Annotated in this window: 23 protein-coding genes; 11 read left to right on the top strand and 12 right to left on the bottom strand. The window is 61.8% G+C overall.

Going from position 1 to position 20,501, the window contains the following annotated elements; translation table 11 throughout:
• A partial coding sequence (locus QMX97_RS13640; RefSeq protein WP_282397068.1) for an AlgP family protein occupies positions 1-722 on the bottom strand: 722 nt, incomplete at its 3' end.
• Between the two features lie 193 nt (positions 723-915).
• Between QMX97_RS13640 and QMX97_RS13635 the strand changes: the two genes are divergently transcribed.
• Positions 916-1,593: an FKBP-type peptidyl-prolyl cis-trans isomerase gene (locus QMX97_RS13635; RefSeq protein ID WP_282397067.1), complete on the top strand. Its 678-nt coding sequence runs from the start codon at positions 916-918 to the stop codon at positions 1,591-1,593.
• A gap of 54 nt (positions 1,594-1,647) precedes the next feature.
• Here the strand turns inward: QMX97_RS13635 and QMX97_RS13630 are convergent, their stop codons facing one another.
• The 7 genes from QMX97_RS13630 to QMX97_RS13600 all read right to left on the bottom strand — a co-directional run bounded on the left by QMX97_RS13630 (position 1,648) and on the right by QMX97_RS13600 (position 8,049).
• The gene (locus tag QMX97_RS13630) at positions 1,648-2,106 is read right to left on the bottom strand and encodes an Rsd/AlgQ family anti-sigma factor (RefSeq protein ID WP_065902409.1); all 459 of its coding nucleotides are present in this window, start codon (positions 2,104-2,106) and stop codon (positions 1,648-1,650) included.
• Positions 2,107-2,316: 210 nt separating this feature from the next.
• Positions 2,317-2,838, bottom strand: coding sequence for a disulfide bond formation protein B (locus tag QMX97_RS13625; protein ID WP_065902411.1), 522 nt, complete (start codon positions 2,836-2,838; stop codon positions 2,317-2,319).
• Positions 2,839-3,075: 237 nt separating this feature from the next.
• Complete coding sequence (locus tag QMX97_RS13620) at positions 3,076-4,317, bottom strand: heme biosynthesis protein HemY (protein ID WP_201146119.1); 1,242 nt, start codon at positions 4,315-4,317, stop codon at positions 3,076-3,078.
• A 5-nt stretch (positions 4,318-4,322) separates the two neighbouring features.
• Positions 4,323-5,438 (bottom strand): uroporphyrinogen-III C-methyltransferase, encoded by a 1,116-nt coding sequence (locus QMX97_RS13615; RefSeq protein WP_282397066.1) that lies wholly within the window; start codon positions 5,436-5,438, stop codon positions 4,323-4,325.
• 38 nt (positions 5,439-5,476) lie between these two features.
• Positions 5,477-6,226, bottom strand: coding sequence for a uroporphyrinogen-III synthase (locus tag QMX97_RS13610; protein ID WP_065902419.1), 750 nt, complete (start codon positions 6,224-6,226; stop codon positions 5,477-5,479).
• Positions 6,223-7,164 (bottom strand): hydroxymethylbilane synthase, encoded by a 942-nt coding sequence (gene hemC, locus QMX97_RS13605; RefSeq protein ID WP_120450471.1) that lies wholly within the window; start codon positions 7,162-7,164, stop codon positions 6,223-6,225. The genes QMX97_RS13610 and hemC overlap by 4 nt, the downstream gene beginning before the upstream one ends.
• A gap of 138 nt (positions 7,165-7,302) precedes the next feature.
• The gene (locus QMX97_RS13600; protein WP_065902423.1) at positions 7,303-8,049 is read right to left on the bottom strand and encodes a LytTR family DNA-binding domain-containing protein; all 747 of its coding nucleotides are present in this window, start codon (positions 8,047-8,049) and stop codon (positions 7,303-7,305) included.
• Between the two features lie 502 nt (positions 8,050-8,551).
• On the opposite strand from QMX97_RS13600, the gene argH reads away from it, so the two are divergent.
• A complete protein-coding gene (argH, locus tag QMX97_RS13595; protein ID WP_282397065.1) occupies positions 8,552-9,946 on the top strand; it encodes an argininosuccinate lyase in 1,395 nt (464 codons plus the stop codon).
• A gap of 92 nt (positions 9,947-10,038) precedes the next feature.
• Here argH and QMX97_RS13590 read toward each other — a convergent pair whose 3' ends face one another.
• Entirely contained in the window at positions 10,039-10,698 is a 660-nt protein-coding gene (locus tag QMX97_RS13590; RefSeq protein ID WP_120450476.1) for a glutathione S-transferase, read from the bottom strand.
• Positions 10,699-10,824: 126 nt separating this feature from the next.
• Between QMX97_RS13590 and QMX97_RS13585 the strand changes: the two genes are divergently transcribed.
• The 3 genes from QMX97_RS13585 to QMX97_RS13575 all read left to right on the top strand — a co-directional run bounded on the left by QMX97_RS13585 (position 10,825) and on the right by QMX97_RS13575 (position 14,558).
• Complete coding sequence (locus tag QMX97_RS13585; protein ID WP_065902429.1) at positions 10,825-11,109, top strand: hypothetical protein; 285 nt, start codon at positions 10,825-10,827, stop codon at positions 11,107-11,109.
• A 185-nt stretch (positions 11,110-11,294) separates the two neighbouring features.
• Positions 11,295-11,549 carry a TIGR02647 family protein gene (locus QMX97_RS13580; protein ID WP_010207442.1) on the top strand — a complete coding sequence of 85 codons (255 nt, stop codon included), beginning with the start codon at positions 11,295-11,297 and terminating at the stop codon, positions 11,547-11,549.
• A 168-nt stretch (positions 11,550-11,717) separates the two neighbouring features.
• Positions 11,718-14,558, top strand: coding sequence for a class I adenylate cyclase (locus QMX97_RS13575; RefSeq protein ID WP_282397064.1), 2,841 nt, complete (start codon positions 11,718-11,720; stop codon positions 14,556-14,558).
• Here QMX97_RS13575 and rnk read toward each other — a convergent pair.
• From rnk to cyaY, 3 genes are all read right to left on the bottom strand, one after another.
• Complete coding sequence (rnk, locus tag QMX97_RS13570) at positions 14,555-14,968, bottom strand: nucleoside diphosphate kinase regulator (RefSeq protein ID WP_010207444.1); 414 nt, start codon at positions 14,966-14,968, stop codon at positions 14,555-14,557. The genes QMX97_RS13575 and rnk overlap by 4 nt on opposite strands.
• 131 nt (positions 14,969-15,099) lie before the next feature.
• Positions 15,100-15,318, bottom strand: coding sequence for a DUF1289 domain-containing protein (locus tag QMX97_RS13565; RefSeq protein WP_106802310.1), 219 nt, complete (start codon positions 15,316-15,318; stop codon positions 15,100-15,102).
• A gap of 2 nt (positions 15,319-15,320) precedes the next feature.
• Positions 15,321-15,653: an iron donor protein CyaY gene (gene cyaY / locus QMX97_RS13560; protein WP_065902433.1), complete on the bottom strand. Its 333-nt coding sequence runs from the start codon at positions 15,651-15,653 to the stop codon at positions 15,321-15,323.
• 238 nt (positions 15,654-15,891) lie between these two features.
• Here cyaY and QMX97_RS13555 point away from each other — a divergent pair, with 238 nt between their 5' ends.
• Genes QMX97_RS13555 through QMX97_RS13530 form a run of 6 tightly spaced genes read left to right on the top strand, consistent with a single transcriptional unit; the run spans position 15,892 to position 20,480 of the window.
• Positions 15,892-16,059 (top strand): lipoprotein, encoded by a 168-nt coding sequence (locus QMX97_RS13555; protein WP_017845169.1) that lies wholly within the window; start codon positions 15,892-15,894, stop codon positions 16,057-16,059.
• Positions 16,060-16,068: 9 nt separating this feature from the next.
• The gene (gene lysA, locus QMX97_RS13550) at positions 16,069-17,316 is read left to right on the top strand and encodes a diaminopimelate decarboxylase (protein ID WP_106802309.1); all 1,248 of its coding nucleotides are present in this window, start codon (positions 16,069-16,071) and stop codon (positions 17,314-17,316) included.
• A 3-nt stretch (positions 17,317-17,319) separates the two neighbouring features.
• On the top strand, positions 17,320-18,150 hold the full coding sequence (gene dapF / locus QMX97_RS13545; protein ID WP_282397063.1) for a diaminopimelate epimerase: 831 nt from the start codon (positions 17,320-17,322) through the stop codon (positions 18,148-18,150).
• A 13-nt stretch (positions 18,151-18,163) separates the two neighbouring features.
• Positions 18,164-18,880 carry a DUF484 family protein gene (locus QMX97_RS13540; protein WP_120450487.1) on the top strand — a complete coding sequence of 239 codons (717 nt, stop codon included), beginning with the start codon at positions 18,164-18,166 and terminating at the stop codon, positions 18,878-18,880.
• Positions 18,881-18,882: 2 nt separating this feature from the next.
• A complete protein-coding gene (gene xerC, locus QMX97_RS13535) occupies positions 18,883-19,782 on the top strand; it encodes a tyrosine recombinase XerC (protein ID WP_065902437.1) in 900 nt (299 codons plus the stop codon).
• Positions 19,779-20,480, top strand: coding sequence for an HAD family hydrolase (locus tag QMX97_RS13530; protein WP_282397062.1), 702 nt, complete (start codon positions 19,779-19,781; stop codon positions 20,478-20,480). The genes xerC and QMX97_RS13530 overlap by 4 nt, the downstream gene beginning before the upstream one ends.
• Positions 20,481-20,501: the final 21 nt, after the last annotated feature.

Raw genomic sequence — 20,501 nt, 5'->3', positions numbered from 1 at the left:
TTGGCAGCTGGCTTGGCGGCTGGTTTTGCAGCAGCGGGTTTAGCAGCTGGCTTGGCGGCTGGTTTCGCAGCAGCAGTTTTAGCAGCTGGTTTGGCGGCTGGTTTCGCAGCAGCAGTTTTGGCAGCTGGCTTGGCGGCTGGTTTCGCAGCAGCAGTTTTAGCAGCTGGCTTGGCGGCTGGTTTTGCAGCAGCAGTTTTGGCAACTGGCTTGGCGGCTGGTTTTGCAGCAGCAGTTTTAGCAGCTGGCTTGGCAGGTGCTTTCGCAGCAACGGCCTTGCTTGCCGGCTTTTTCGCCGAGCTGGCGGCAACGGCTTTTGCAGGGGTACGAGCGCCCAGCACTTTAGCCACGGCTTCCTTCACACGACCAACGCCCTGGGCCAGTTTCAGGCTTTCCTGAGCATCTTTTTTGAGTTGGGAAATGTAAGTGCGGGTTTCAGCTTGGCGATCCTTGAGGGCGTCCAGCAAGTCCTCAAGTTCTTTGACAGCGTCTTTGGCTTTGGCTTGTGCCTTGGCCTTGCCGGCAGTCGCGGCGTCTTGCAGTTTGGTGCGGGATTTGTGCAGCTTTTCTTGCGCTTTACCGCGTTGTTTTTCCAGCTTGGCGAGCAGCTTTTCTGCATCGGCCAACGCTTGGGAACAGGCGCTTTCCAGGTGTTCGAGCAAGCTGCCCGAAAGTTGTTGGAGTAAATGCAACGGGGTATTAACAGGCTTCTGTTTGGCCGACATGGTTTACCTCCTGGATGACGTGGGTGCGGCTCATACTAGCCCTCTGCTCTTACCGCCGCTAGGGCATGTTGACAGTATCGTTTGCCTTGCGTTGCAACGTACGAAAATTCTTATCGATATAACGAAAATGCGCGGCACTTTTTACGCTCCCACACTGGCATAATCCGTCGCACTTTCGGCGGGAGAAATGCTCATGTCGCGTTACCTTTTTCTTGTGCTTGGCCTGGCAATCTCGATGGCCAATGCGGGCGAGCAATCACCGGCGAAAACCACCGCGCAGGATCAACACGACCTCGCCTACAGCCTCGGTGCCAGCCTCGGCGAACGCCTGCGCCAGGAGGTTCCGTACTTGCAGATCCAGGCCTTGATCGACGGCCTCAAGCAGGCCTATCAAGGCAAACCGCTGGCGCTGGATAACGCGCGCATCGAGCAGCTTCTGGCCCAGCACGAAGCGCAAACCGAAGCCGACGCGCAGGCACCCCAAAGTGAAAAAGCACTGGCCGCCGAACAGCAATTTCTAGCCAAGGAAAAATCCGCAAAAGGTGTGCGCGAACTGGCGGATGGCATCCTGCTCACCGAACTCACTGCCGGCACGGGCAACAAGCCGTTGGCCAGTGATCAGGTCCAAGTGAAATACGTGGGACGCCTTCCCGATGGCACTGTGTTCGATCAGAGCACGCAGCCCCAATGGTTTCGCCTCGACAGCGTGATCAGCGGCTGGAGCAGCGCGCTGCAACAGATGCCAGTGGGCGCGAAATGGCGCCTGGTGATTCCGTCAGCCCAGGCTTATGGCGCCGACGGCGCCGGCGAGTTGATCCCGCCGTATACGCCGCTGGTGTTCGAGATCGAATTGCTCGGTACTCGTCACTGACCCAATAAAAAACGGTGCGCAATGCGCACCGTTTTTTTATCCCGCCAGCAAAGATCAGGCCTGGGTGGCCGCCTCTTCCTTGTGGGCGTTGTGCAGCACTTCGATCAGGCAATCTTCCAATTCGAAACGCTCATGGAGCAGGCCACCCAGCTCCTTGAATTTTTCGGCGACACAATTACCGGCATCACACAGGTCGGTGAACGCGAGCAATTTTTCGGTGATCACATCGATACGTGGGTAAAGGGTCTCGGCTAATTCCAGACCACGCTGATCATCAAAAGCTTCCGCTTCTTTGGTCAGTTGCTCGTAGACACCGAAATGTCCAGCCGATACGTAGTCCACCAACACAGCGCAGAAATCCTGCAACGGTTCGCGGTTCTCAGCCAGTGCCTCGGGCTTGGCGCCGAGAGCATCAAAGGCCCGAACCAGTTCGTGACGTGCCTTCAACCAGCTGTCGATCAGCTTGTGCACCCCACCCCAGCGTTCCTGAGCATTCTGACAACTTTCCAGCATGATGATCTCTCTTCCCTATAGGGGCGCTGCTGCCTGGTGCCCGCGCAACACTTCAAGGATTAAAGCGGCAGCCGGACAAGGCCACATCTGACAAACGGTTTCATTAACGCGTGCGGGCCAGATTATGCCCGCATGACTGTGGCTTCAAGGTACGCAGGAGAGAAAGTTCATACAAGTGTTTAATCCCCTTCTGCAAAGTGTGACGGCCTTTCAGTGCCGAGCAGGACGCAAACGCTGGCTCGAAATCAGCCGCGAAAACTGCGTAGCGCCCAGGATCAGCATGCCCAGGAAGAACAGCAGGCTCCACTCGGGGAGGCTCAGGTCGAACAACGTCCAGTTGATATCAACGCAATCAACCGTGCCTTTGACGGCCGATTGCAATGCCTGCCACAGCGACAGGTTTTCGATCATGTATTGCAGGCTCGGCCAACAGTCGCCAGCCTGGTCGGGTGCGGCATTTTGCAACAGTACCTGGCGCACGGCAGTGATGGCGCCGAGTAACGCGCAGCCCATGCTCGCCAGACCGTACAGGTAGATGGCAGAACGCTTGGGGCTGTAGAGCGCGGCGGCCAGGTTGATCAGCGTGAAGGCCGCCAGGAAGACCCTTTGCAACTGGCACAGGAAACAAGGCCGCAACGACGCGCCAAATTCCAGGTAGAAGGACGCACCCAACGTCAGCCCACCTGCCAGGAATGCAAGGAAAAACAAGGAACGTGAAGGGGCCAAAGACATGCTTTATCCGCACCGCGAAATATAGGTCAATACGGTAGAGGAAAGGCCCGACCCCTTTCAATACATGCTAGAGCAGACGATTCCGCAAGAGGATAAGGACAACCCGTCAGAGGATGGAAGACTTCAAACTATTGAACGTAGGAGCATGCCTATAAAGGCTCTAGCCAACGCGTTTGCGAGACATTGAAGGGTTGGCTATCAGATTTGTCTGAGCCAACCCTTGGATAACATCCTACTTCAAACTCGCGCAGGTACCGGCAGCGGTGACGCCAGCAAGCGGCTATCCAGCAGGCCCAGCCCCTCCTGGAACAGCTGGTTGCTGCGCTCGGTGTCGCCCAGTTGGGCCAGCAACCGCGCCAGTTCGGCACAGGCTTCCGGATTGCGCTGTACCTGCAGGCTGCTCTCCAGGTAGTCACGCGCCTTGCCCCACAGGCTGTTTTGCAGGCACAAGCGGCCCAGTGTCAACAGCAGGCTGGCATCGCCGGGATGGTCCTTGAGCCAACCTTCGGCAAACTTCAACTGGCGGGCGGGATCACTGCCACGCAACAGGCCGTAGAGACGGATCAGGTGGCTGTCGTAGCCGCGCTTGATTGCGCCACGCAGCGCTTCTTCGGCCTTCGCGTCGGCACCCAACTGACGCAACTGCTCGGCATAGGCCAGGACCAATTGCGGCTCCTGCCGCTGCGCAGAGGTGAGTTGTTGCCAGGCCCGCTCAAGTGACTGCAAGCCCGCTTCACCCTGGTCTTCGCGCTGTGCAGCCAGGCTCAGGTTTTCACCCCAGGCGCGGCGCTCGAGTTCGGCCAACTCGCTGGCAGGCAGCACCTTGTCCTTGCGCAGTTCCGGCAGCAGGCGGATCACTGATGACCAGTCGCCCCGCTGCTGATGCAGGCGCTGCAATTGACGCAACACCTGCGCGTTGTGCGGGTGACGTTCGTGCATCGCCTGCAAGGTGGTCAACGCGCCCTCCGTATCGCCTCGGTCCAGCTGCAGCTGCGCGTGGCTCAAGGCAACCGCCAGCTCGGCCTGGGGCTGACGCTCCAGGGCACGTTCCAGCAAGCCGTCAGCCTCTTCGTAGCGGCCTTGCTCATTGGCGGCACGAGCGGCGCCGAGGTAATACAGCAATGGCTGGCGCTCGGCTTCGGCGGCACGGTGCAAATGGCGCTCGGCGCTGGCCCAGCGGCCCTCGGCGAGGTCCATCTGGCCTTGTTCGATGGCAATCTGCACGCGGCGGCTGCGGTTACGCCGCGACCACGGGTTGACCACCCCACCGGAGGTGGTCACCAGGCTCAACAACACGCGGATCAGGTAGATCGCCAGGCCGATGGCAAACACGGCCACCAAGGTGGCCCACAGGCTCGACTCGTAATGCAGCACATGCGGGTAGGTAATCAGCACGTAGCCGGTGTGCTTGGAAATGCCCACGGCCAGTGCCAGGGCGATCGCAATCGCCAGCACCAGGATCACATAGAAACGCTTCATCGGCTCTACTCCTGGGTTGCCGGCGTGCCTGCGGCCGCCTTGGCTTCGTCGGCAGACAGATGACGACGGTCAAGGTACGCCTGCACGGCGGCCAGGCTCGCGGCCAGGTCCGGGGTCACCACCGAGACGGCCTTGGGCTCAAGCTCGGCGATACGTGCCAGCATCGCCTTGCTTTGCGGGTTGTCCTGGTTGAAGTTGTCCTGCAGCACGCTGCGCGCCTCGCCCAGCGAGCGGCTGTAGACCGCCGACTCGCCATTGAGCGCGGCCCACTGTGCTTGCTCCAGGGCCAGGCTCAGGGCCAGGCGTACCTGGTTCAGGCCTTGGCCGGCCAGCAACGGACGGATGTTGTCGTCAGGGTTGAAGTCGATGCGGAAGTACCGCGAAATCTGCTCCCACCACTGGCTCCAACGACTCTCGGTATCGGTGGTCGGGCGTCCTTGGGAAGCGGGATCGGTCAGTTGATATTCAGGGGCGATGGCCGCCAGTTGCACGACCTGGTCACGCAAGGCCGCCAATTGCAGGTACAGCCCGGTGCGGTCTGGCTGCTCAGTGCTGCGCAGCGCGGCCAGGCTCTTGGCCAATTGCTCGCGAGCGGCATACGAGCCCGGATCGTTTTGCTCGCGAAGGATCTCGTCGGCGCCCTGCACCAGCGACTGCGCACTGTTGATGTCTTGCAAGGCCGACAGGCGCAGGCTCGCCAGGCGAATCAAATGCTCGGCCTCAGCCAAACGCCAATCCTGGCGGCTGGCGCCCAGCACGGTTTCCAGCCGCTGGCTCAAGCGTTGCTGGTCACCCTGCAGTTGCGCGACCAGACGGCGACGTTCCTCCAGCTCATCGGCACCTGGCAACTGGGCCAGGCGCGCCGCCAGTTGCTGCTGGCTTTGCTTGAGGGTCTGGGACTGGTCGTCGAGGGTCTGCACCTGCCCCAGCTGTTGCTGGCTGCTGGCTTGCAAGGCGCGGACCTGCACGATCCCCCAACCGCCTGCGGCAACGCCGGCAGCGCCCAGCAGCAGGGCGACAATTGCCAGGCCATTGCCACGGCGCGGCGCGGTGACCGGTGACTCAGCCGGCGCATCGAGTGCGGGCTGGGTTTCATCTTTAGGCAAGGCTGTTTCGCTCACGTATCCGTCCTTTGCGTATCAGAGAGTGGGGGCGGCCGTCACAAGACACAGCTGCCCAACGCCACTAACAAAGCCGCGGCACTCGCGCCGCGACAATCCACCACTTTTTCTGCGCCTGCGGCCCGCGCCATCTCCTGGACTCGCGGACTGGGCACGAACAACGGAAGCCGGGCCACCTGAGACCAATCGGCGCCAGCCAGGGCCTGCAAGTGCAAGAAACCCTGCCCACTGCTGACCACCAGGCCGTTCAGGCGTTCCAACTGGATGCGTTGCATCAGTACTCCCGCCTGATAGTCCGGCAAGAAACGACGATACAACTCCAGATAGTCGACACTAGCACCTTGCTCACGCAAACGCTCAGCCAGCAACTCCCGCCCCCCCTCGCCGCGCAGGATCAACACCCGCGCATCCGGGCGCGCGATAGCCTCGCGCAACGCAGGCAATTGAAGCAAGGCCTCGCTGTCATCGCCAGACTGGGGGTAGTCAACGTTTAGGCCGTGCTCGGCCAACACCTGCGCGGTGGCGCCGCCGACGCTGAACCATGGCAGTTGCGGCCAGGCTTGGGTCAGCTGTTGCACGGCAAGGCGCGCAGCCGGCTTGCTTACCACGATCACTGCGCAGTAACGGTCGAGGTGGCGGAACACGGCCTGCTGCTCGGGGGTAACAGCAAAGGGCTCGATGTCCAGCAAGGGTAAGCTGCTGCTGAAGATTCCGGCGTCTGATAATGCCGAAGCCAGGGCTGCTGATTCCTCGGCAGGCCGCGTCAGCAGCAGTCGCCATCCGGTCACTGCGGGCCGGCCTCGCCATAGACTTTTTGCAGGATGGCGCCAGCGCCCTTGTCCAGCAGCTCCTCCGCCACCTGGATCCCCAGGGCCGTGGCATCACGCTGCGGACCACGCACCTCGGCAGTCAGCAGGGTGCCGCCATCCGGATCGCCTACCAGGCCACGCAGCCACAGATTGTCGCCTTCGAGCACGGCGTAGCAGGCAATCGGCACCTGGCAGCCGCCGTTGAGGTGCTTGTTCAGGGCGCGTTCGGCCGTGACGCGCACTTCGGTGTCGTGGTGGTCCAGGGGTTTGAGCAAGGCGTGAATTTCAGTATCGGCGGTGCGGCATTCGATGCCCACTGCGCCTTGCCCACCGGCCGGCAGGCTGTCCTCGACACTGATGGCCGAGGTGATGCGATCTTCGAAACCCAAGCGGATCAAGCCGGCCGCGGCGAGGATGATCGCGTCATATTCGCCGGCATCCAGCTTGGCCAGGCGGGTGTTGACGTTGCCGCGCAGGAAACGAATCTGCAGGTCCGGGCGGCGAGTGAGCAACTGTGCCTGGCGACGCAGGCTGGACGTGCCGACGATGCTGCCCAGCGGCAGCTCATCCAACGACGCGTAGGTGTTGGAAACAAAGGCGTCGCGCGGGTCTTCACGCTCGCAGATGCAAAACAGGCCCAGGCCTTCAGGGAAATCCATGGGCACGTCTTTCATCGAATGCACGGCGATGTCGGCTTCGTTTTCCAGCAGCGCGGTTTCCAGTTCCTTGACGAACAGGCCCTTGCCGCCGATCTTCGACAGCGGCGAGTCCAGCAGCTTGTCGCCGCGACTGACCATGGGCACCAGGGTCACCTTGAGGCCGGCATGGGCCTGCTCAAGGCGTGCTTTGACGTATTCGGCCTGCCACAAGGCCAAGGCGCTTTTACGGGTGGCGATGCGGATTTCGCGAGAGGACATGGATCAATCCGTACTGAATAGATACGGCAGATAATAACAGCTCAGGCAAATACGCTTTGATTTGAATCAGCAAGTGCGGGGCCTCCCTGGCCGCGTCGCACCGGGATAAGAGGTACAGGCATCGCCGCAGGCCCCAGGCTAAAGCTGTTGCATCATCTTGCGCACACCGGCGACATGGCGTCGGCTGACGATCAATGCATCGCCATTCAGCCCTTTGAGGAACAACTGGAAATGCCCCAGGGGTGTGCGCTGCAATCTTTCGATTCGCTCGCGGGCCACCAGCGCGTTGCGGTGGATCCGCACGAAGCGGTCGCCGAATTCATCTTCAAGCGCCTTGAGCGGCTCATCGAGCAGCACTTCGCCGCCCTGGTGGCGCAGGGTCACGTACTTGTGATCGGCAATAAAATAGACCACCTCGCCCAGCGGAATCAGCTCGATGCCTTTGCGTGTACGGGCGCTGATGTGGCTGCGTGGCCCGTTACCACTTTGGGCGGCGGGCTGGGTCAGTGCGGCGAGCTGGACACGATTGGGCCGCTCGGCCTTTTTCAGCGCCTTGAGCAACGCCTCGCCAGCCACGGGTTTGGTGAGGAAGCTGACACCGCTGGCTTCGAGCGTGTCGGCGGAAAACTCTTCCTGGGCCGCGCACAGCACCACGGCAGGTGGCGATTCTCGCTCACTCAGGCGGGCGGCAACTTGCAGGCCATCAAGGCCCGGCAGGCGGATATCGAGCAGCACCACATCGGGCTTGAGGCTGTCGATCAACGCCAACGCCTCCTCCCCGTTGGTGGCGCTCGGCTCAAGGACTGTATAACCCTCGAGTTCACTGACCAAACGGCTCAGTCGCTCGCGGGCTTGGGGTTCGTCATCAACGATCAGGACATTCATATTGCGCTGGATTCCTGCGTGAGTCTCGCACAAGGATAGCGTAGACAGGTGCGGTGACTTGCGTCACAGCGATCCACGCTAAGACTAGCGCGAGCGGCAAAAAGTGCCCCGACAGCGGCACCCATATTTACCCGGACCTGTTCAATAGCGCCCAAGACCTGCTGCCTGCGGGCACTGTCGTAGGGTTTGCTGATACACAATCCGAATACCCCCCTTTTTAATGGTTAGTCTGGGCTATGACCGCATCACCCGACTTTGGTGCATTCACACACTATCAGTCCAACTGTAGACGCTCACTGAGACGACATTGCTCAATCGTCAAATATCGTTTCAATAAAGCCTTGTCCCAGTCTCTTCCCGGACGCGTTCGACGGCAAGGCACTTAGCCAGCTTTGCACAAATAAAAATGCCGACGACCCGCAGCACCGCCTCAACGGGCAACCCTGTTATTATCGCCGGCACACTTCCATGCCTCTTTATTAAGCAGATCACGAGCGAATCCATGAGCACCGACAAGACCAACCAGTCCTGGGGCGGCCGCTTCAGTGAACCCGTCGACGCCTTCGTCGCCCGCTTCACCGCCTCCGTCACCTTCGACCAGCGCCTGTACCGCCACGACATCATGGGCTCCATCGCCCACGCGACGATGCTGGCCAAGGTCGGCGTGCTGACCGACGCCGAGCGCGACAGCATCATCGACGGCCTGACCACGATTCGCAGCGAGATCGAAGCCGGTACGTTCGACTGGCGCGTCGACCTGGAAGACGTGCACATGAACATCGAGGCCCGCCTCACCGACCGCATCGGTGTGACCGGCAAGAAGCTGCACACCGGCCGCAGCCGCAACGATCAGGTGGCTACCGATATTCGCCTGTGGCTGCGTGACGAAATCGACCTGATCCTGTCCGAAATCACCCGCTTGCAAAAAGGTCTGCTGGAGCAGGCCGAGCGTGAATCGGACACCATCATGCCCGGCTTCACCCACCTGCAGACCGCACAGCCCGTGACCTTCGGCCATCACCTGCTGGCCTGGTTCGAGATGCTCAGCCGCGACTACGAGCGCCTGGTGGATTGCCGCAAGCGCGCCAACCGCATGCCGTTGGGCAGCGCCGCACTGGCCGGCACCACCTACCCGATCGACCGCGAATACACCGCACAACTGCTGGGTTTTGACGCCGTGGGCGGCAACTCCCTGGACGGCGTGTCGGACCGTGACTTCGCCATCGAATTCTGCGCCGCCGCGAGCATCGCGATGATGCACCTGTCGCGCTTCTCCGAGGAGCTGGTGCTGTGGACCAGTGCGCAATTCCAGTTCATCGACCTGCCGGACCGCTTCTGCACCGGCAGCTCGATCATGCCGCAAAAGAAAAACCCCGACGTGCCCGAGTTGGTACGCGGCAAAAGCGGCCGCGTGTTCGGCGCGCTGATGGGTCTGCTGACCCTGATGAAAGGCCAGCCGCTGGCCTACAACAAGGACAACCAGGAAGACAAGGAACCGCTGTTCGACGCCGCCGATACACTGCGCGACTCGTTGCGCGCGTTTGCCGACATGATCCCGGCGATCAAGCCCAAGCACGCGATCATGCGTGAAGCGGCGTTGCGCGGGTTCTCCACCGCGACTGACCTCGCGGACTACCTGGTGCGCCGTGGCCTGCCGTTCCGTGATTGCCACGAAATCGTCGGCCACGCCGTGAAGTACGGCGTGGACACCGGCAAGGACCTGGCGGAAATGAGCCTGGAAGAGCTGCGTCAATTCAGCGACCAGATCGAGCAGGACGTGTTCGCGGTACTGACCCTGGAAGGGTCGGTGAATGCCCGTAACCACGTGGGCGGCACTGCACCGGCGCAGGTGAAGGCTGCCGTCGCGCGCGGCCAGGCCCTGCTCGCCAGCCGCTAAGCACTCTCTTGCCGGCGATGAGGTCCTTGAGATCGCAGTTGATCTTGAGGCCGCCATCGCCGGCAAGCCGGCTCCTACAAGTGTGATCGTCGCTATTTCTTCGCCGCCACCATGGCCATGAACGCCGGCATCGCCGCTTCCCTGTCCGCCGCCACTTTCTGCGCGTTGGGCATCCCGTGCAAACGTTCCAGCAACGCTTTAGCTTTCGGCATCTCAGCCAGCAGATCCAGGCCAAACAGCTTCTCGCCCACCGCGCAGGCGAGGTTCACGCTGTACATGAAATACAGATCCGCAATCGTGAAGCTCTCCCCCGCCACAAATGGCGCGAATTTACCGTGCCGGCCTAATGAGCCAACCCCGAGCAACAGCTCCGCCTTGGATTTTTCCTTGATCGCCTCCGGCACCGGCATGCCGAAAAAGGCCTCGGCGAAACAGGCGCGAGCCGGCAATTCGATATACAGCTCGATTTCTCGGCACAGCGCCAGCACTTGGGCGCGCTGGAACGGCTCGGCCGGGAGCAGCGAAGGCCCTTCCTGGGTTTGCTCGATGTATTCGAGGATCACGCTGGTTTCGTTGATAAAGCCCTGCTTCACGCCCAGCACCGGGACCTTGCCGCGCGGGCTGACCGCCAGGGCTTCGGGGGTTTGCCCGGCGTAAAAAGGCACCTCTTCGAAAGGCAGCCCCTTCTCCAGCAACGCCAGCTTGACCATGTTGTAGTAGTTGCTGACCGAGAATCCGTAGAGCTTGAGCATTGCGATTGCCTCCAGGCCGGGAATGGGGTTGGCTGCAAGCGTTATAGCTCCCCGGGCCTGGCCTTGCCAGCAGCATCAACCGCTTGAATGGGGGTAGACTGGCGCCCTTTCCTACAGGAGCCTGCCATGAGCGAGCCGACCGATATCGACAGCGACGAAGAAGAGTTCACCGAAAGTACGCTGACCCAGGCCATCGAAAACCAGATCGAAAGCGACAACCCGCCTGCCGCCAAAGCCACCTTCAACAAGCTGACGCTGGTGGGCTATGAGCGCGACGACGTTCTGAATCTCATGGCCCATGTACTGGCCGTGGAAATCGACAAGATGCTCGAAGAAGACCGCGCATTCGATACCGAATGGTACGAAACAGCGCTGCGGGCACTGCCAGAGCTGCCTCCGGAAAACAACTAAGTCACCAGACCTGGCAGGAGCCAGCCTGCGCGCGAAAACCGCCAACGCCAACACGAGCAGCCTGAATACACGCGGCGCTCTCAGGTTTTTCGCGAGCGCGCTTGCTCCTACTGGACAGCCCGGCAAAGTGCGTTCACCTTATGCCCTGCTAGCCTCTAATAAATTTTAGAAAGTCTGGAGTCCTTATGTCGTATACCCCTGAGTTGGTTGCCGAACTGGAAATCCTTGTACTCTTCCCCTTGGACAGCACCAAGGAAGGTCTGAAAGTCCACCAGACCGCCGCTCCCACTGCCATCGCCGCTGCCAAACGCCTTCATGCGAAAGGACTTATCGACCAGCCAGACGGGGGCTACCTGACCAGCCTTGGCCGGGACGCTGCAGAGCAGGCTCAAACGCTGCTGACCATCCTCACCACTGCCACCACCAAAGAAGCTGCCTGATCCCTGAGACCGCCCATGGAGTCCGCGCTCTGCGGATTCCGGGGGCGTTGCTGTGGACGCCACAAAATTCTGGCGCCAAAAACAATTTCGCTCTAAACCTCCTACGCTACTGGCTGTAAACTCCGACACGGCCGCCCACGTTGGGCCCTGCGAGCCAACGAATTCGACATGACCCGCACCCACGAAATCCGCCCCGACCTGGACGAAGGCATTGACCGCAAGGTACTGGCCCAACTGCGCGCGCGTTTCATGGCCCTCAATGAAGGCCGCATGGCCCGGGCCGTCGAGGGGCTGACGCCACGCCAGCAAAGCGTGCTGACCCTGTTGCCGCTGTTCTTTCACGTCAATCACCCGCTGCTGCCAGGCTACGTCTCGGGCAGCACGCCTGCGGGGCTCTCAAATTTCGAACCCGACCCCCAAGCCCTGACCGAAGCCCAGCGTCTGACACGCTCGTTCTCCTACAAGCCACGCCATGGCAACCCGCCACGGCCGATTCATGGATTGTTCCTGATGGGCAGCCTCGGCACCCTGGCCCAGGCGGATCAGAGCGATATGGACGTGTGGGTGTGCCATGCGCCGGACCTCGGCGAAACCGAGCTGGCCGAACTGCGCAAAAAATGCCAGCTGCTGGAAGCCTGGGCCCTGAGCATGGGCGCCGAAGCGCACTTCTTCCTGATCGAGCCGACGCGCTTTGTGCTCGGCGAGCGCGACACGCAACTGAGCTCCGACGACTGCGGCACCACCCAGCATTACCTGTTGCTGGACGAGTTCTACCGCACCGCCATCTGGCTGGCCGGGCGCACGCCGATCTGGTGGCTGGTGCCGGTGTACGAAGAAACCCGCTATGCCGAGTTCACCCATACGCTGATTTCCAAGCGCTTTATCCGCGCCGATGAAACCCTCGACCTCGGCCACCTGGCGCACATTCCTCCGGGCGAATTCATCGGCGCCGGGCTGTGGCAGCTGTTCAAGGGCATCGAGTCACCCTACAAGTCGGTGCTCAAGCTGCTGCTGACCGAGGTTTACGCCAGCGAGCACCCGAACGTGCAGTGCCTGAGCCTGCGCTTCAAGCGCGCGGTGTTCGCCAACCAGATGGACCTGGATGAGCTCGACCCGTACATCGTGGTCTACCGTCGCATCGAGGAATACCTCAAGGCCCGTCACGAGCCGGAACGCCTGGAACTGGTACGGCGGGCGCTGTACCTGAAGGTCAACCGCAAGCTGACCGTCGGCCAGCGTGCGACCAGTTGGCAGCGGCTGTTGCTGGAGCGCCTGGCGCATGAGTGGGGCTGGGACCAACGCCAGCTGGCGCTGCTGGACAGCCGCAGCCAGTGGAAAGTACGCCAGGTGGCGTCCGAGCGCCGCGCCCTGGTCAACGAGCTGAACTACAGCTATCGCTTCCTGACCCAATTCGCCCGCACCGAACAGACCGTCAGCCTGATCAACAAGCGCGACCTCAATGTGCTGGGCCGGCGCCTGTATGCCGCCTTCGAACGCAAGGCCGGCAAGGTCGAATTCATCAACCCCGGCATCGCCCCGGACCTGGCCGAAGATACCCTCACCCTGGTGCAATCGCCCAATCGCAAGGAGCCGGGCCAGCACCATTGGGGCTTGTACAACGGCAACCTCACGGCCTTGGAATGGGAACACTTCGCGCCGATCAAGCGCAGCCGTGACCTGCTGGAAATGCTCACCTGGTGCCACCGCAACGGCGTGATCGACAGCAGCACCCGCCTGGCGCTGCATCCAGGCGTCAGCGACATGACCGAGTTCGAGCTGTTCAACCTGCTCGGCAGCCTGCAACAGACCATCGCCCTGCCACTGGCCAGCGTCGATGAGGAACGCCTGCTGCGCTCGGCGGTGCCCGAGGAGGTGTTGTTGCTGATCAACGTCGGCGTCGACCCGCTCAAGCATCACCGCGACCTGAATATCCTGATGACCACCGAGCGTACCGACTCGCTGAGTTATGCCGGGGTGCGCGACAACCTGGTGCTGACCCTGGACCAGGTCACGCTCAATAGCTGGAACGAGGTGATGGTCAGTCGTTACGACGGCCCCCATGCGCTGCTCGACTGCCTGCGCGACTACCTCAACCAACTGCCGGCCGACCATTTGCCGCGGTTGCGGGTGCGCTGTTTCTGTCACAACCGTGCGCAGTTCATTGCCCAGCGGGTCGAAGAAATCTTCGACACCGCGCAGAACCTGCTGCTCGGCCAGGGCAATCACCGCTACCTGCTCCAGGTACAGCAGCACTATCACGTGATGGAATTGACGCCGGGCCAGGCCACCCATGTGTCGTTGGCAACCCAGGACGCGCTGATTGCCTACCTCAGCGAAGAACTCGCCAGCTACAGCCCGCTGCACCTGGACGCCATGGCCCTGGAAGACCACGACCTGGCCTTGTTGCTGCCGATGGGCATGGCCGATTGCGTGCAGGTGTTCTACCGGGTCAACGAAGGTTTCGCCGAGCTGTATGTGCTGGATGAGTTCAACGCGCTCTGGCAGCAACGCTTGCCGTTCCATGATGAGCAGAGCTTGTTGGCGCCGTTGCAGCGCTTCCTGCAATCGATCATTTATCGCCGGGATGCGCTGTCACCGCTGGACCCGCAACAACCGCTGGGCGAGGTGCAAATCTTTTATTACCAGCTGTTGCCGTCGGGCAGCAGTCGCGCACGCGGCATCGAGCCGCGGCCGGCACCGCAAAACCCGACAAACAAACCGTTTTATGACGTGCAGGCGATTATTGGCAAGGCGGCGCCCGGCCAAGTGGGCATTACCCTGTACTGCAATCAGCGGGAGTTTTGCGAACTGGAGTTTGGCGACCAGCTGTTTGCAGTGGTCGCCCAGGAGATTGTCGGGCAACGTCGGGAAGCCGAACGTTACCGCTGCTACATCACCGACCTGGACCTGTCGGGCCTGCTCGGTGATGTACAGAGCCCGAGCAATTTGTACCTGCGCTACAAGGCCGAGCTGGAGCTGTCGCTCAATGCGGCGCTGAGCCAGATTTAGAGAGGAAAGGCGCCGCCATCCTTGGGCTGGCCTTCAACGCTGAGCAATTCGAGCTTGAGCGTCTTGCCGCCTGGCGCTGGCCAGTCGATATGCTGGCCCACCTGCAGGCCGAGCAACGCGCTGCCGACCGGCGCCAGGATCGAGATCTTGCCTTCGTCGGCGTTGGCGTCCTTGGGGTAGACCAGGGTCAGGTGGTAGTCCTTGCCGCTGCCTTGCTCACGGCAATGCACGCTGGAGTTCATGGTCACGACACCCGCAGGCACTTCATCGTGACCGACCACGTCTTCGGCGCGGTCGAGTTCGGCTTGCAACGCTTCGACGCCGGGAGACTCGTCGCCCAAGCGGTCGATCAGTTGCTCCAGACGCTGCACGTCAAGACGGGTAAGAATGATGGACGGTGCGGTGGTCATGATTCAGGCAGACTCCTTTTTTCTGCACAAAAAAGCAAAACCCCGCCAGGAAAAGGCGGGGTTCTCACGGGCCTCGATGAGTTGAGGCGTACCCGGACACTACCACAGCGTCACAAATAAACAAGACGACCTCAGGCGCGCGCCCTGCGCTGCTCGGCATCCAGGCAGATCACCCGGCGCCGGGCATCGTCGGCGGAGCGCCATTCACGGATGTCTTCCACGTGGCGGAAGCAACCAAGGCAGACTTTATGCTCGTCCAGACGACACAAACTGATACAAGGTGACGGCACCGCCGGGCTGACATTACTGAACAGCGGCTTCGGCGGGCGGACAGGTACAGGCTGGGTCACGGTCAGATCTCGTCGAAATCCAGCTCGGCGCCGGTATATTCGTGGACCAGGCGCGCGACCATCTCGCCCAACAGCTCTTCACTCTTGTCACACTGCCACTTGCCGCTTTCTTCTTCGTAGTCGAAGTGCACGCCACCGGAGCGCGCCGCCAGCCACAGCTGACGCAGCGGCTCCTGGCGGCTGAAGATCAACTGCTGGCCGCTCTCGAACTTGACGGTCAGCACGCCGGCCGAGTTTTCCAGGTCCACGTCCAGGCCGCTGTCGTCGAAAATATCTTCCAGTGCCTGCTGGGTCGAATCCACCAGGTCGTGAAAACGGGCTTCGGTCAAACTCATTGTGGCAACCTCAAAAGTGTCTGGTTTTGCTCAAGCGCCGCACGATACGGGCGAGCCTCGCCGATTGCAAAGGATACCGATTTCATCACGATCGACGGAATGAAATATCCCCATCGAGCGTAGGACGTTTCCCGACTATCTCGGCAAACCCCCGCTGGACGGGTATTCCAGCGCATAGGCAAGCTGGCGGGTGGTCGGTATACTCGGGCGCAATTAATGCATATTCAAGGATTTCGCCATGAAGCGCCTGATCTCTTCCCTTGCTGCGCTCGTCGCGGTCGCCTGCCTCGTTAGTGCCTGTGGTCAAAAAGGCCCGCTGTACCTGCCCGATGACAGCAAAGATCCGAATGAACAGGCGCAATCGTCGCAAAAACCCGCTAAAGCGCATAAGCACGACACCTACTAAGGGAAGATCATGGACGCTTTTAACTACCGGGACGGCGAGCTGTTCGCGGAAGGCGTGGCGTTGTCCGCGATTGCCGAGCGCTTTGGTACCCCGACCTACGTGTACTCGCGCGCGCACATCGAAGCGCAGTACCGCTCGTTCACCGACCCGCTGAACGGCGTGCCGCACCTGGTGTGCTACGCGGTGAAAGCCAACTCCAACCTCGGCGTACTGAATGTCCTGGCGCGCCTGGGCGCTGGTTTCGACATCGTGTCGCGTGGCGAGCTGGAACGAGTACTGGCCGCTGGCGGCCAGGCTGACAAGATCGTGTTCTCCGGCGTCGGCAAGAGCCGCGAAGATATGCGCCGCGCCCTGGAAGTGGGCGTGCACTGCTTCAACGTCGAATCCACCGATGAGCTGGAACGCCTGCAGACCGTGGCCGCCGAGATGGGCGTTCGCGCGCCGATTTCCCTGCGCGTCAACCCGGACGTTGACGCCGGTACCCACCCGTACATTTCCACCGGTCTCAAAGAGAACAAGTTCGGCATCGCCATTGCCGACGCCGAGGACGTGTACATCCGCGCCGCCCAGCTGCCGAACCTGGAAGTATTGGGTGTCGATTGCCACATCGGTTCGCAACTGACCACCCTGCCACCGTTCCTGGATGCCCTCGACCGCCTGCTGGCGTTGATCGATCGCCTGGGCGAGTGCGGCATCTACCTGCACCACATCGATCTGGGTGGTGGTGTCGGCGTACGTTATCGCGACGAAGAACCGCCGCTGATTGCCGACTACATCCAGGCCGTGCGCGAGCGCACCGAAGGCCGCGACCTGACGCTGATGTTCGAGCCGGGCCGCTACATCGTCGCCAACGCCAGCGTGCTGCTGACCCAGGTCGAGTACCTCAAGCACACCGAGCACAAGGATTTCGCCATCGTCGACGCGGCGATGAACGACCTGATCCGCCCGGCGCTGTACCAGGCCTGGATGGACGTCACTGCCGTGAAGCCTCGCGACAGCGCCCCGCGCACCTACGACATCGTCGGCCCGATCTGCGAGACCGGCGACTTCCTGGCCAAGGACCGCCAGCTCGCACTGGAGGAAGGCGACTTGCTGGCCGTGCATTCGGCCGGTGCCTACGGGTTTGTCATGAGTTCCAACTACAACACCCGCGGCCGTGCCGCCGAGGTGCTGGTGGACGGTGATCAAGCGTTCGAAGTGCGTCGCCGCGAGACGGTAGCCGAGTTGTATGCTGGCGAAAGCCTGCTGCCGGAGTAAGCCATGCTGCTGCGTTTTACCAAGATGCACGGGCTGGGCAATGATTTCATGGTCCTCGACCTGGTCAGCCAGCACGCGCACATCCTGCCCAAGCACGCTAAACAGTGGGGCGACCGGCATACCGGGATTGGCTTCGACCAATTGCTGATCGTCGAGGCACCGAGCAACCCGGAGGTGGACTTCCGTTACCGGATCTTCAACTCCGACGGTACCGAAGTGGAACAGTGCGGCAACGGTGCGCGCTGCTTCGCCCGCTTTGTGCTGGACAAGCGCCTGACCGCCAAGCGGCAGATTCGCGTCGAGACCAAGAGCGGCGTGATCGAGCTGGATATCCGCAGCGACGGCCAGATCAGCGTCAACATGGGCGCCCCTCGCCTGGTGCCGGCGGACATTCCGTTCCAGGCCACCGAGCAGGCCACCAGCTACGCGCTGGACGTGGAAGGCAAGACTGTCGATATCGCCGCGGTGTCCATGGGCAACCCGCATGCCGTACTGCGGGTCAACGACATCAACAACGCGCCCGTGCATGAATTGGGGCCGAAGATCGAACACCACCCGCGCTTTCCGGCACGGGTCAACGTGGGCTTCCTGCAGGTGATCGACCGTACCCGCGCGCAATTGCGTGTGTGGGAACGCGGCGCCGGCGAAACCCAGGCCTGCGGTACCGGTGCTTGCGCCGCTGCCGTGGCCGCGATCAGCCAGGGGTGGATGGATTCGCCGCTGCTGATCGACCTGCCCGGTGGACGCCTGTCCATCGAATGGGCAGGCCCTGGCCACCCGGTGATGATGACCGGGCCGGCCTCGCGTGTATACGAAGGACAGGTCCGTCTATGAGTGAGCAAAGCTAATGACCGATAAGCCTCAAGTACCCGCACAAGCTACCCCGAGCGAAAGTCTGGAGGCCGCTGCTGTCGCGGCGTACCTTGAGGCGAATCCGCATTTCTTCGTCGAGCACGAAGAGCTGCTGCCGGCCCTGCGCATCCCTCACCAGCGCGGCGATACCGTGTCGCTGGTGGAGCGGCAGATGAAGATCCTGCGCGAGCGTAATATCGAAATGCGTCATCGGCTCTCGCAGTTGATGGACGTGGCCCGCGACAACGACCGCCTTTTCGACAAGACCCGCCGCCTGATTCTGACCCTGATGGACGCCACCAGCCTGGAAGAAACGGTGATCGCCGTCGAAGACAGCCTGCGCCAGGACTTCCAGGTGCCCTTTGTCAGCCTGATCCTGTTCAGCGACAACCCGATGCCGGTGGGTCGCTGGGTCAGCGGTGGCGATGCGCAAACCGCGATCGGCGGCCTGTTGTCCGAAGGCAAGACCATCAGCGGTACCTTGCGCGAGCACGAACTGGACTTCCTGTTTGGCGCCGAACAGCGCAAGCAGATCGGCTCCACCGCCGTGGTCGCGCTCAGTCATCAAGGCCTGCACGGCGTACTGGCCATCGCCAGCCGTGACCCGCAACACTACAAAAGCTCGGTAGGCACGCTGTTCCTGACCTATATCGCCGAAGTGCTGGGCCGGGTATTACCGCGCTTTACCACCGCCCTGCGCGCGGTGCGCTAGCCATGGAACGGCAACTGGACGCTTATTGCGCTCACCTGCGCAACGAGCGCCAGGTGTCGCCCCATACCCTGGAAGCTTATCGACGGGACTTGAACAAGGTCCTGGCGTACTGCGAAAAACACCAGATCAGCAGCTGGAAAGCCCTGGATATCCAGGGCCTGCGCAGCCTGATCGCGCGCCTGCACCAGCAGGGCCAGTCCTCGCGCAGCCTGTCGCGCCTGCTGTCGGCGGTGCGCGGCCTCTATCACTACCTCAATCGCGAAGGCCTGTGCGACCACGACCCGGCCAACGGCCTGTCCCCGCCCAAGGGCGAGCGGCGCCTGCCCAAGACCCTCGACACCGATCGCGCCCTGCAACTGCTGGAGGGTGCGGTAGAGGATGACTTCCTCGCCCACCGCGACCAGGCGATCCTCGAGCTGTTTTATTCCTCTGGCCTGCGCCTGTCGGAGCTGACCGGACTCAACCTGGATCAACTGGACCTGGCGGACGGCCTGGTGCAAGTGCTTGGCAAAGGCAGCAAGACCCGCGTGCTGCCGGTCGGCAGGAAGGCCCGCGAGGCGCTGCAACTCTGGTTGCCGCTACGCGCCCTGGCCAACCCGGTGGACGACGCCGTGTTTATCAGCCAGCAAGGCCGGCGCCTGGGGCCTCGGGCCATTCAGGTGCGGGTCAAGGCTGCCGGCGAGCGCGAGCTGGGCCAGAACCTGCATCCGCATATGCTGCGGCACTCCTTTGCCAGCCATCTGCTGGAATCGTCCCAGGACCTGCGCGCGGTACAAGAGCTGCTCGGCCACTCCGATATCAAGACTACGCAGATCTATACCCACCTCGACTTCCAGCACCTGGCAACGGTGTACGACAGCGCCCATCCACGGGCCAAACGCATCAAGGGCGGCGACTCATGAGTATCAAGCTGATCACCTTCGACCTGGACGACACACTCTGGGACAACGTACCCGTCATCATCAGCGCCGAGGCGTCGATGCGCGAATGGCTGGCGGTGAACGCCGCCAAGGTCGGCGACTTGCCCCTGGAGCATTTCGCCCAGTTGCGCCAACAGGTGCTGGAGCGTCATCCCGAGCTGAAATACCGCATCAGCATCCTGCGCCACCGGGTGTTGATGCACGCCTTTGAAGAGGCCGGTTATCCACAGCCCGAGGCCACGGAAATGGCCGATGTGTGCTTCGAGGCATTCATCCACGCACGCCACCAGCTCAGCGTATTCCCGGAAGCCGAGCCGATGCTGCAAGCCTTGCGCCAGCACTTTTTGCTGGGGGTGATCACCAATGGCAATGCTGATGTGCAGCGCGTGGGCCTGGCGGACTACTTTCACTTTGCCCTGCGCGCCGAAGATGTCGGCATCGCCAAGCCGGATGCGCGATTGTTTCAGGAAGCGTTGCAACGCGGTGGCGTGGACGCCAGCAAGGCAGTGCACGTGGGCGACCACCCGGGTGATGACATCGCCGGGGCGCAGCAGGCGGGCCTGCGTGCGGTGTGGTTCAACCCGACAGGCAAGCCGTGGGAAGGTGAAAAGCGCCCGGATGCCGAGATTCGCAGCTTGACCGAACTGCCGCCATTGCTGCGCAGTTGGCATACACACTGAAGCCAGCGCCCACACAGGAAT

It is taken from the genome of Pseudomonas sp. PS01298 (genome assembly GCF_029959745.1).
GTDB lineage: Bacteria > Pseudomonadota > Gammaproteobacteria > Pseudomonadales > Pseudomonadaceae > Aquipseudomonas > Aquipseudomonas aylmerensis.
The sequence above is the reverse complement of the archived record's forward strand: the minus strand, read 5'-3'. Positions and strand labels throughout refer to the sequence as shown.

Bases quoted from the DNA above. Each gene is read 5' to 3' on its own strand.
- dapF (WP_282397063.1), top strand. From the start codon at position 17,320: ATGCTGCTGCGTTTTACCAAGATGCACGGGCTGGGCAATGATTTCATG.
- QMX97_RS13620 (WP_201146119.1), bottom strand. From the start codon at position 4,317: ATGAAGCGTTTCTATGTGATCCTGGTGCTGGCGATTGCGATCGCCCTG.
- QMX97_RS13590 (WP_120450476.1), bottom strand. From the start codon at position 10,698: ATGCTCAAGCTCTACGGATTCTCGGTCAGCAACTACTACAACATGGTC.
- QMX97_RS13580 (WP_010207442.1), top strand. From the start codon at position 11,295: ATGTCGTATACCCCTGAGTTGGTTGCCGAACTGGAAATCCTTGTACTC.
- cyaY (WP_065902433.1), bottom strand. From the start codon at position 15,653: ATGAGTTTGACCGAAGCCCGTTTTCACGACCTGGTGGATTCGACCCAG.
- QMX97_RS13530 (WP_282397062.1), top strand. From the start codon at position 19,779: ATGAGTATCAAGCTGATCACCTTCGACCTGGACGACACACTCTGGGAC.
- xerC (WP_065902437.1), top strand. From the start codon at position 18,883: ATGGAACGGCAACTGGACGCTTATTGCGCTCACCTGCGCAACGAGCGC.
- QMX97_RS13540 (WP_120450487.1), top strand. From the start codon at position 18,164: ATGACCGATAAGCCTCAAGTACCCGCACAAGCTACCCCGAGCGAAAGT.
- QMX97_RS13635 (WP_282397067.1), top strand. From the start codon at position 916: ATGTCGCGTTACCTTTTTCTTGTGCTTGGCCTGGCAATCTCGATGGCC.
- QMX97_RS13585 (WP_065902429.1), top strand. From the start codon at position 10,825: ATGAGCGAGCCGACCGATATCGACAGCGACGAAGAAGAGTTCACCGAA.
- lysA (WP_106802309.1), top strand. From the start codon at position 16,069: ATGGACGCTTTTAACTACCGGGACGGCGAGCTGTTCGCGGAAGGCGTG.
- QMX97_RS13600 (WP_065902423.1), bottom strand. From the start codon at position 8,049: ATGAATGTCCTGATCGTTGATGACGAACCCCAAGCCCGCGAGCGACTG.
- argH (WP_282397065.1), top strand. From the start codon at position 8,552: ATGAGCACCGACAAGACCAACCAGTCCTGGGGCGGCCGCTTCAGTGAA.
- QMX97_RS13575 (WP_282397064.1), top strand. From the start codon at position 11,718: ATGACCCGCACCCACGAAATCCGCCCCGACCTGGACGAAGGCATTGAC.
- QMX97_RS13555 (WP_017845169.1), top strand. From the start codon at position 15,892: ATGAAGCGCCTGATCTCTTCCCTTGCTGCGCTCGTCGCGGTCGCCTGC.
- hemC (WP_120450471.1), bottom strand. From the start codon at position 7,164: ATGTCCTCTCGCGAAATCCGCATCGCCACCCGTAAAAGCGCCTTGGCC.
- rnk (WP_010207444.1), bottom strand. From the start codon at position 14,968: ATGACCACCGCACCGTCCATCATTCTTACCCGTCTTGACGTGCAGCGT.
- QMX97_RS13625 (WP_065902411.1), bottom strand. From the start codon at position 2,838: ATGTCTTTGGCCCCTTCACGTTCCTTGTTTTTCCTTGCATTCCTGGCA.
- QMX97_RS13630 (WP_065902409.1), bottom strand. From the start codon at position 2,106: ATGCTGGAAAGTTGTCAGAATGCTCAGGAACGCTGGGGTGGGGTGCAC.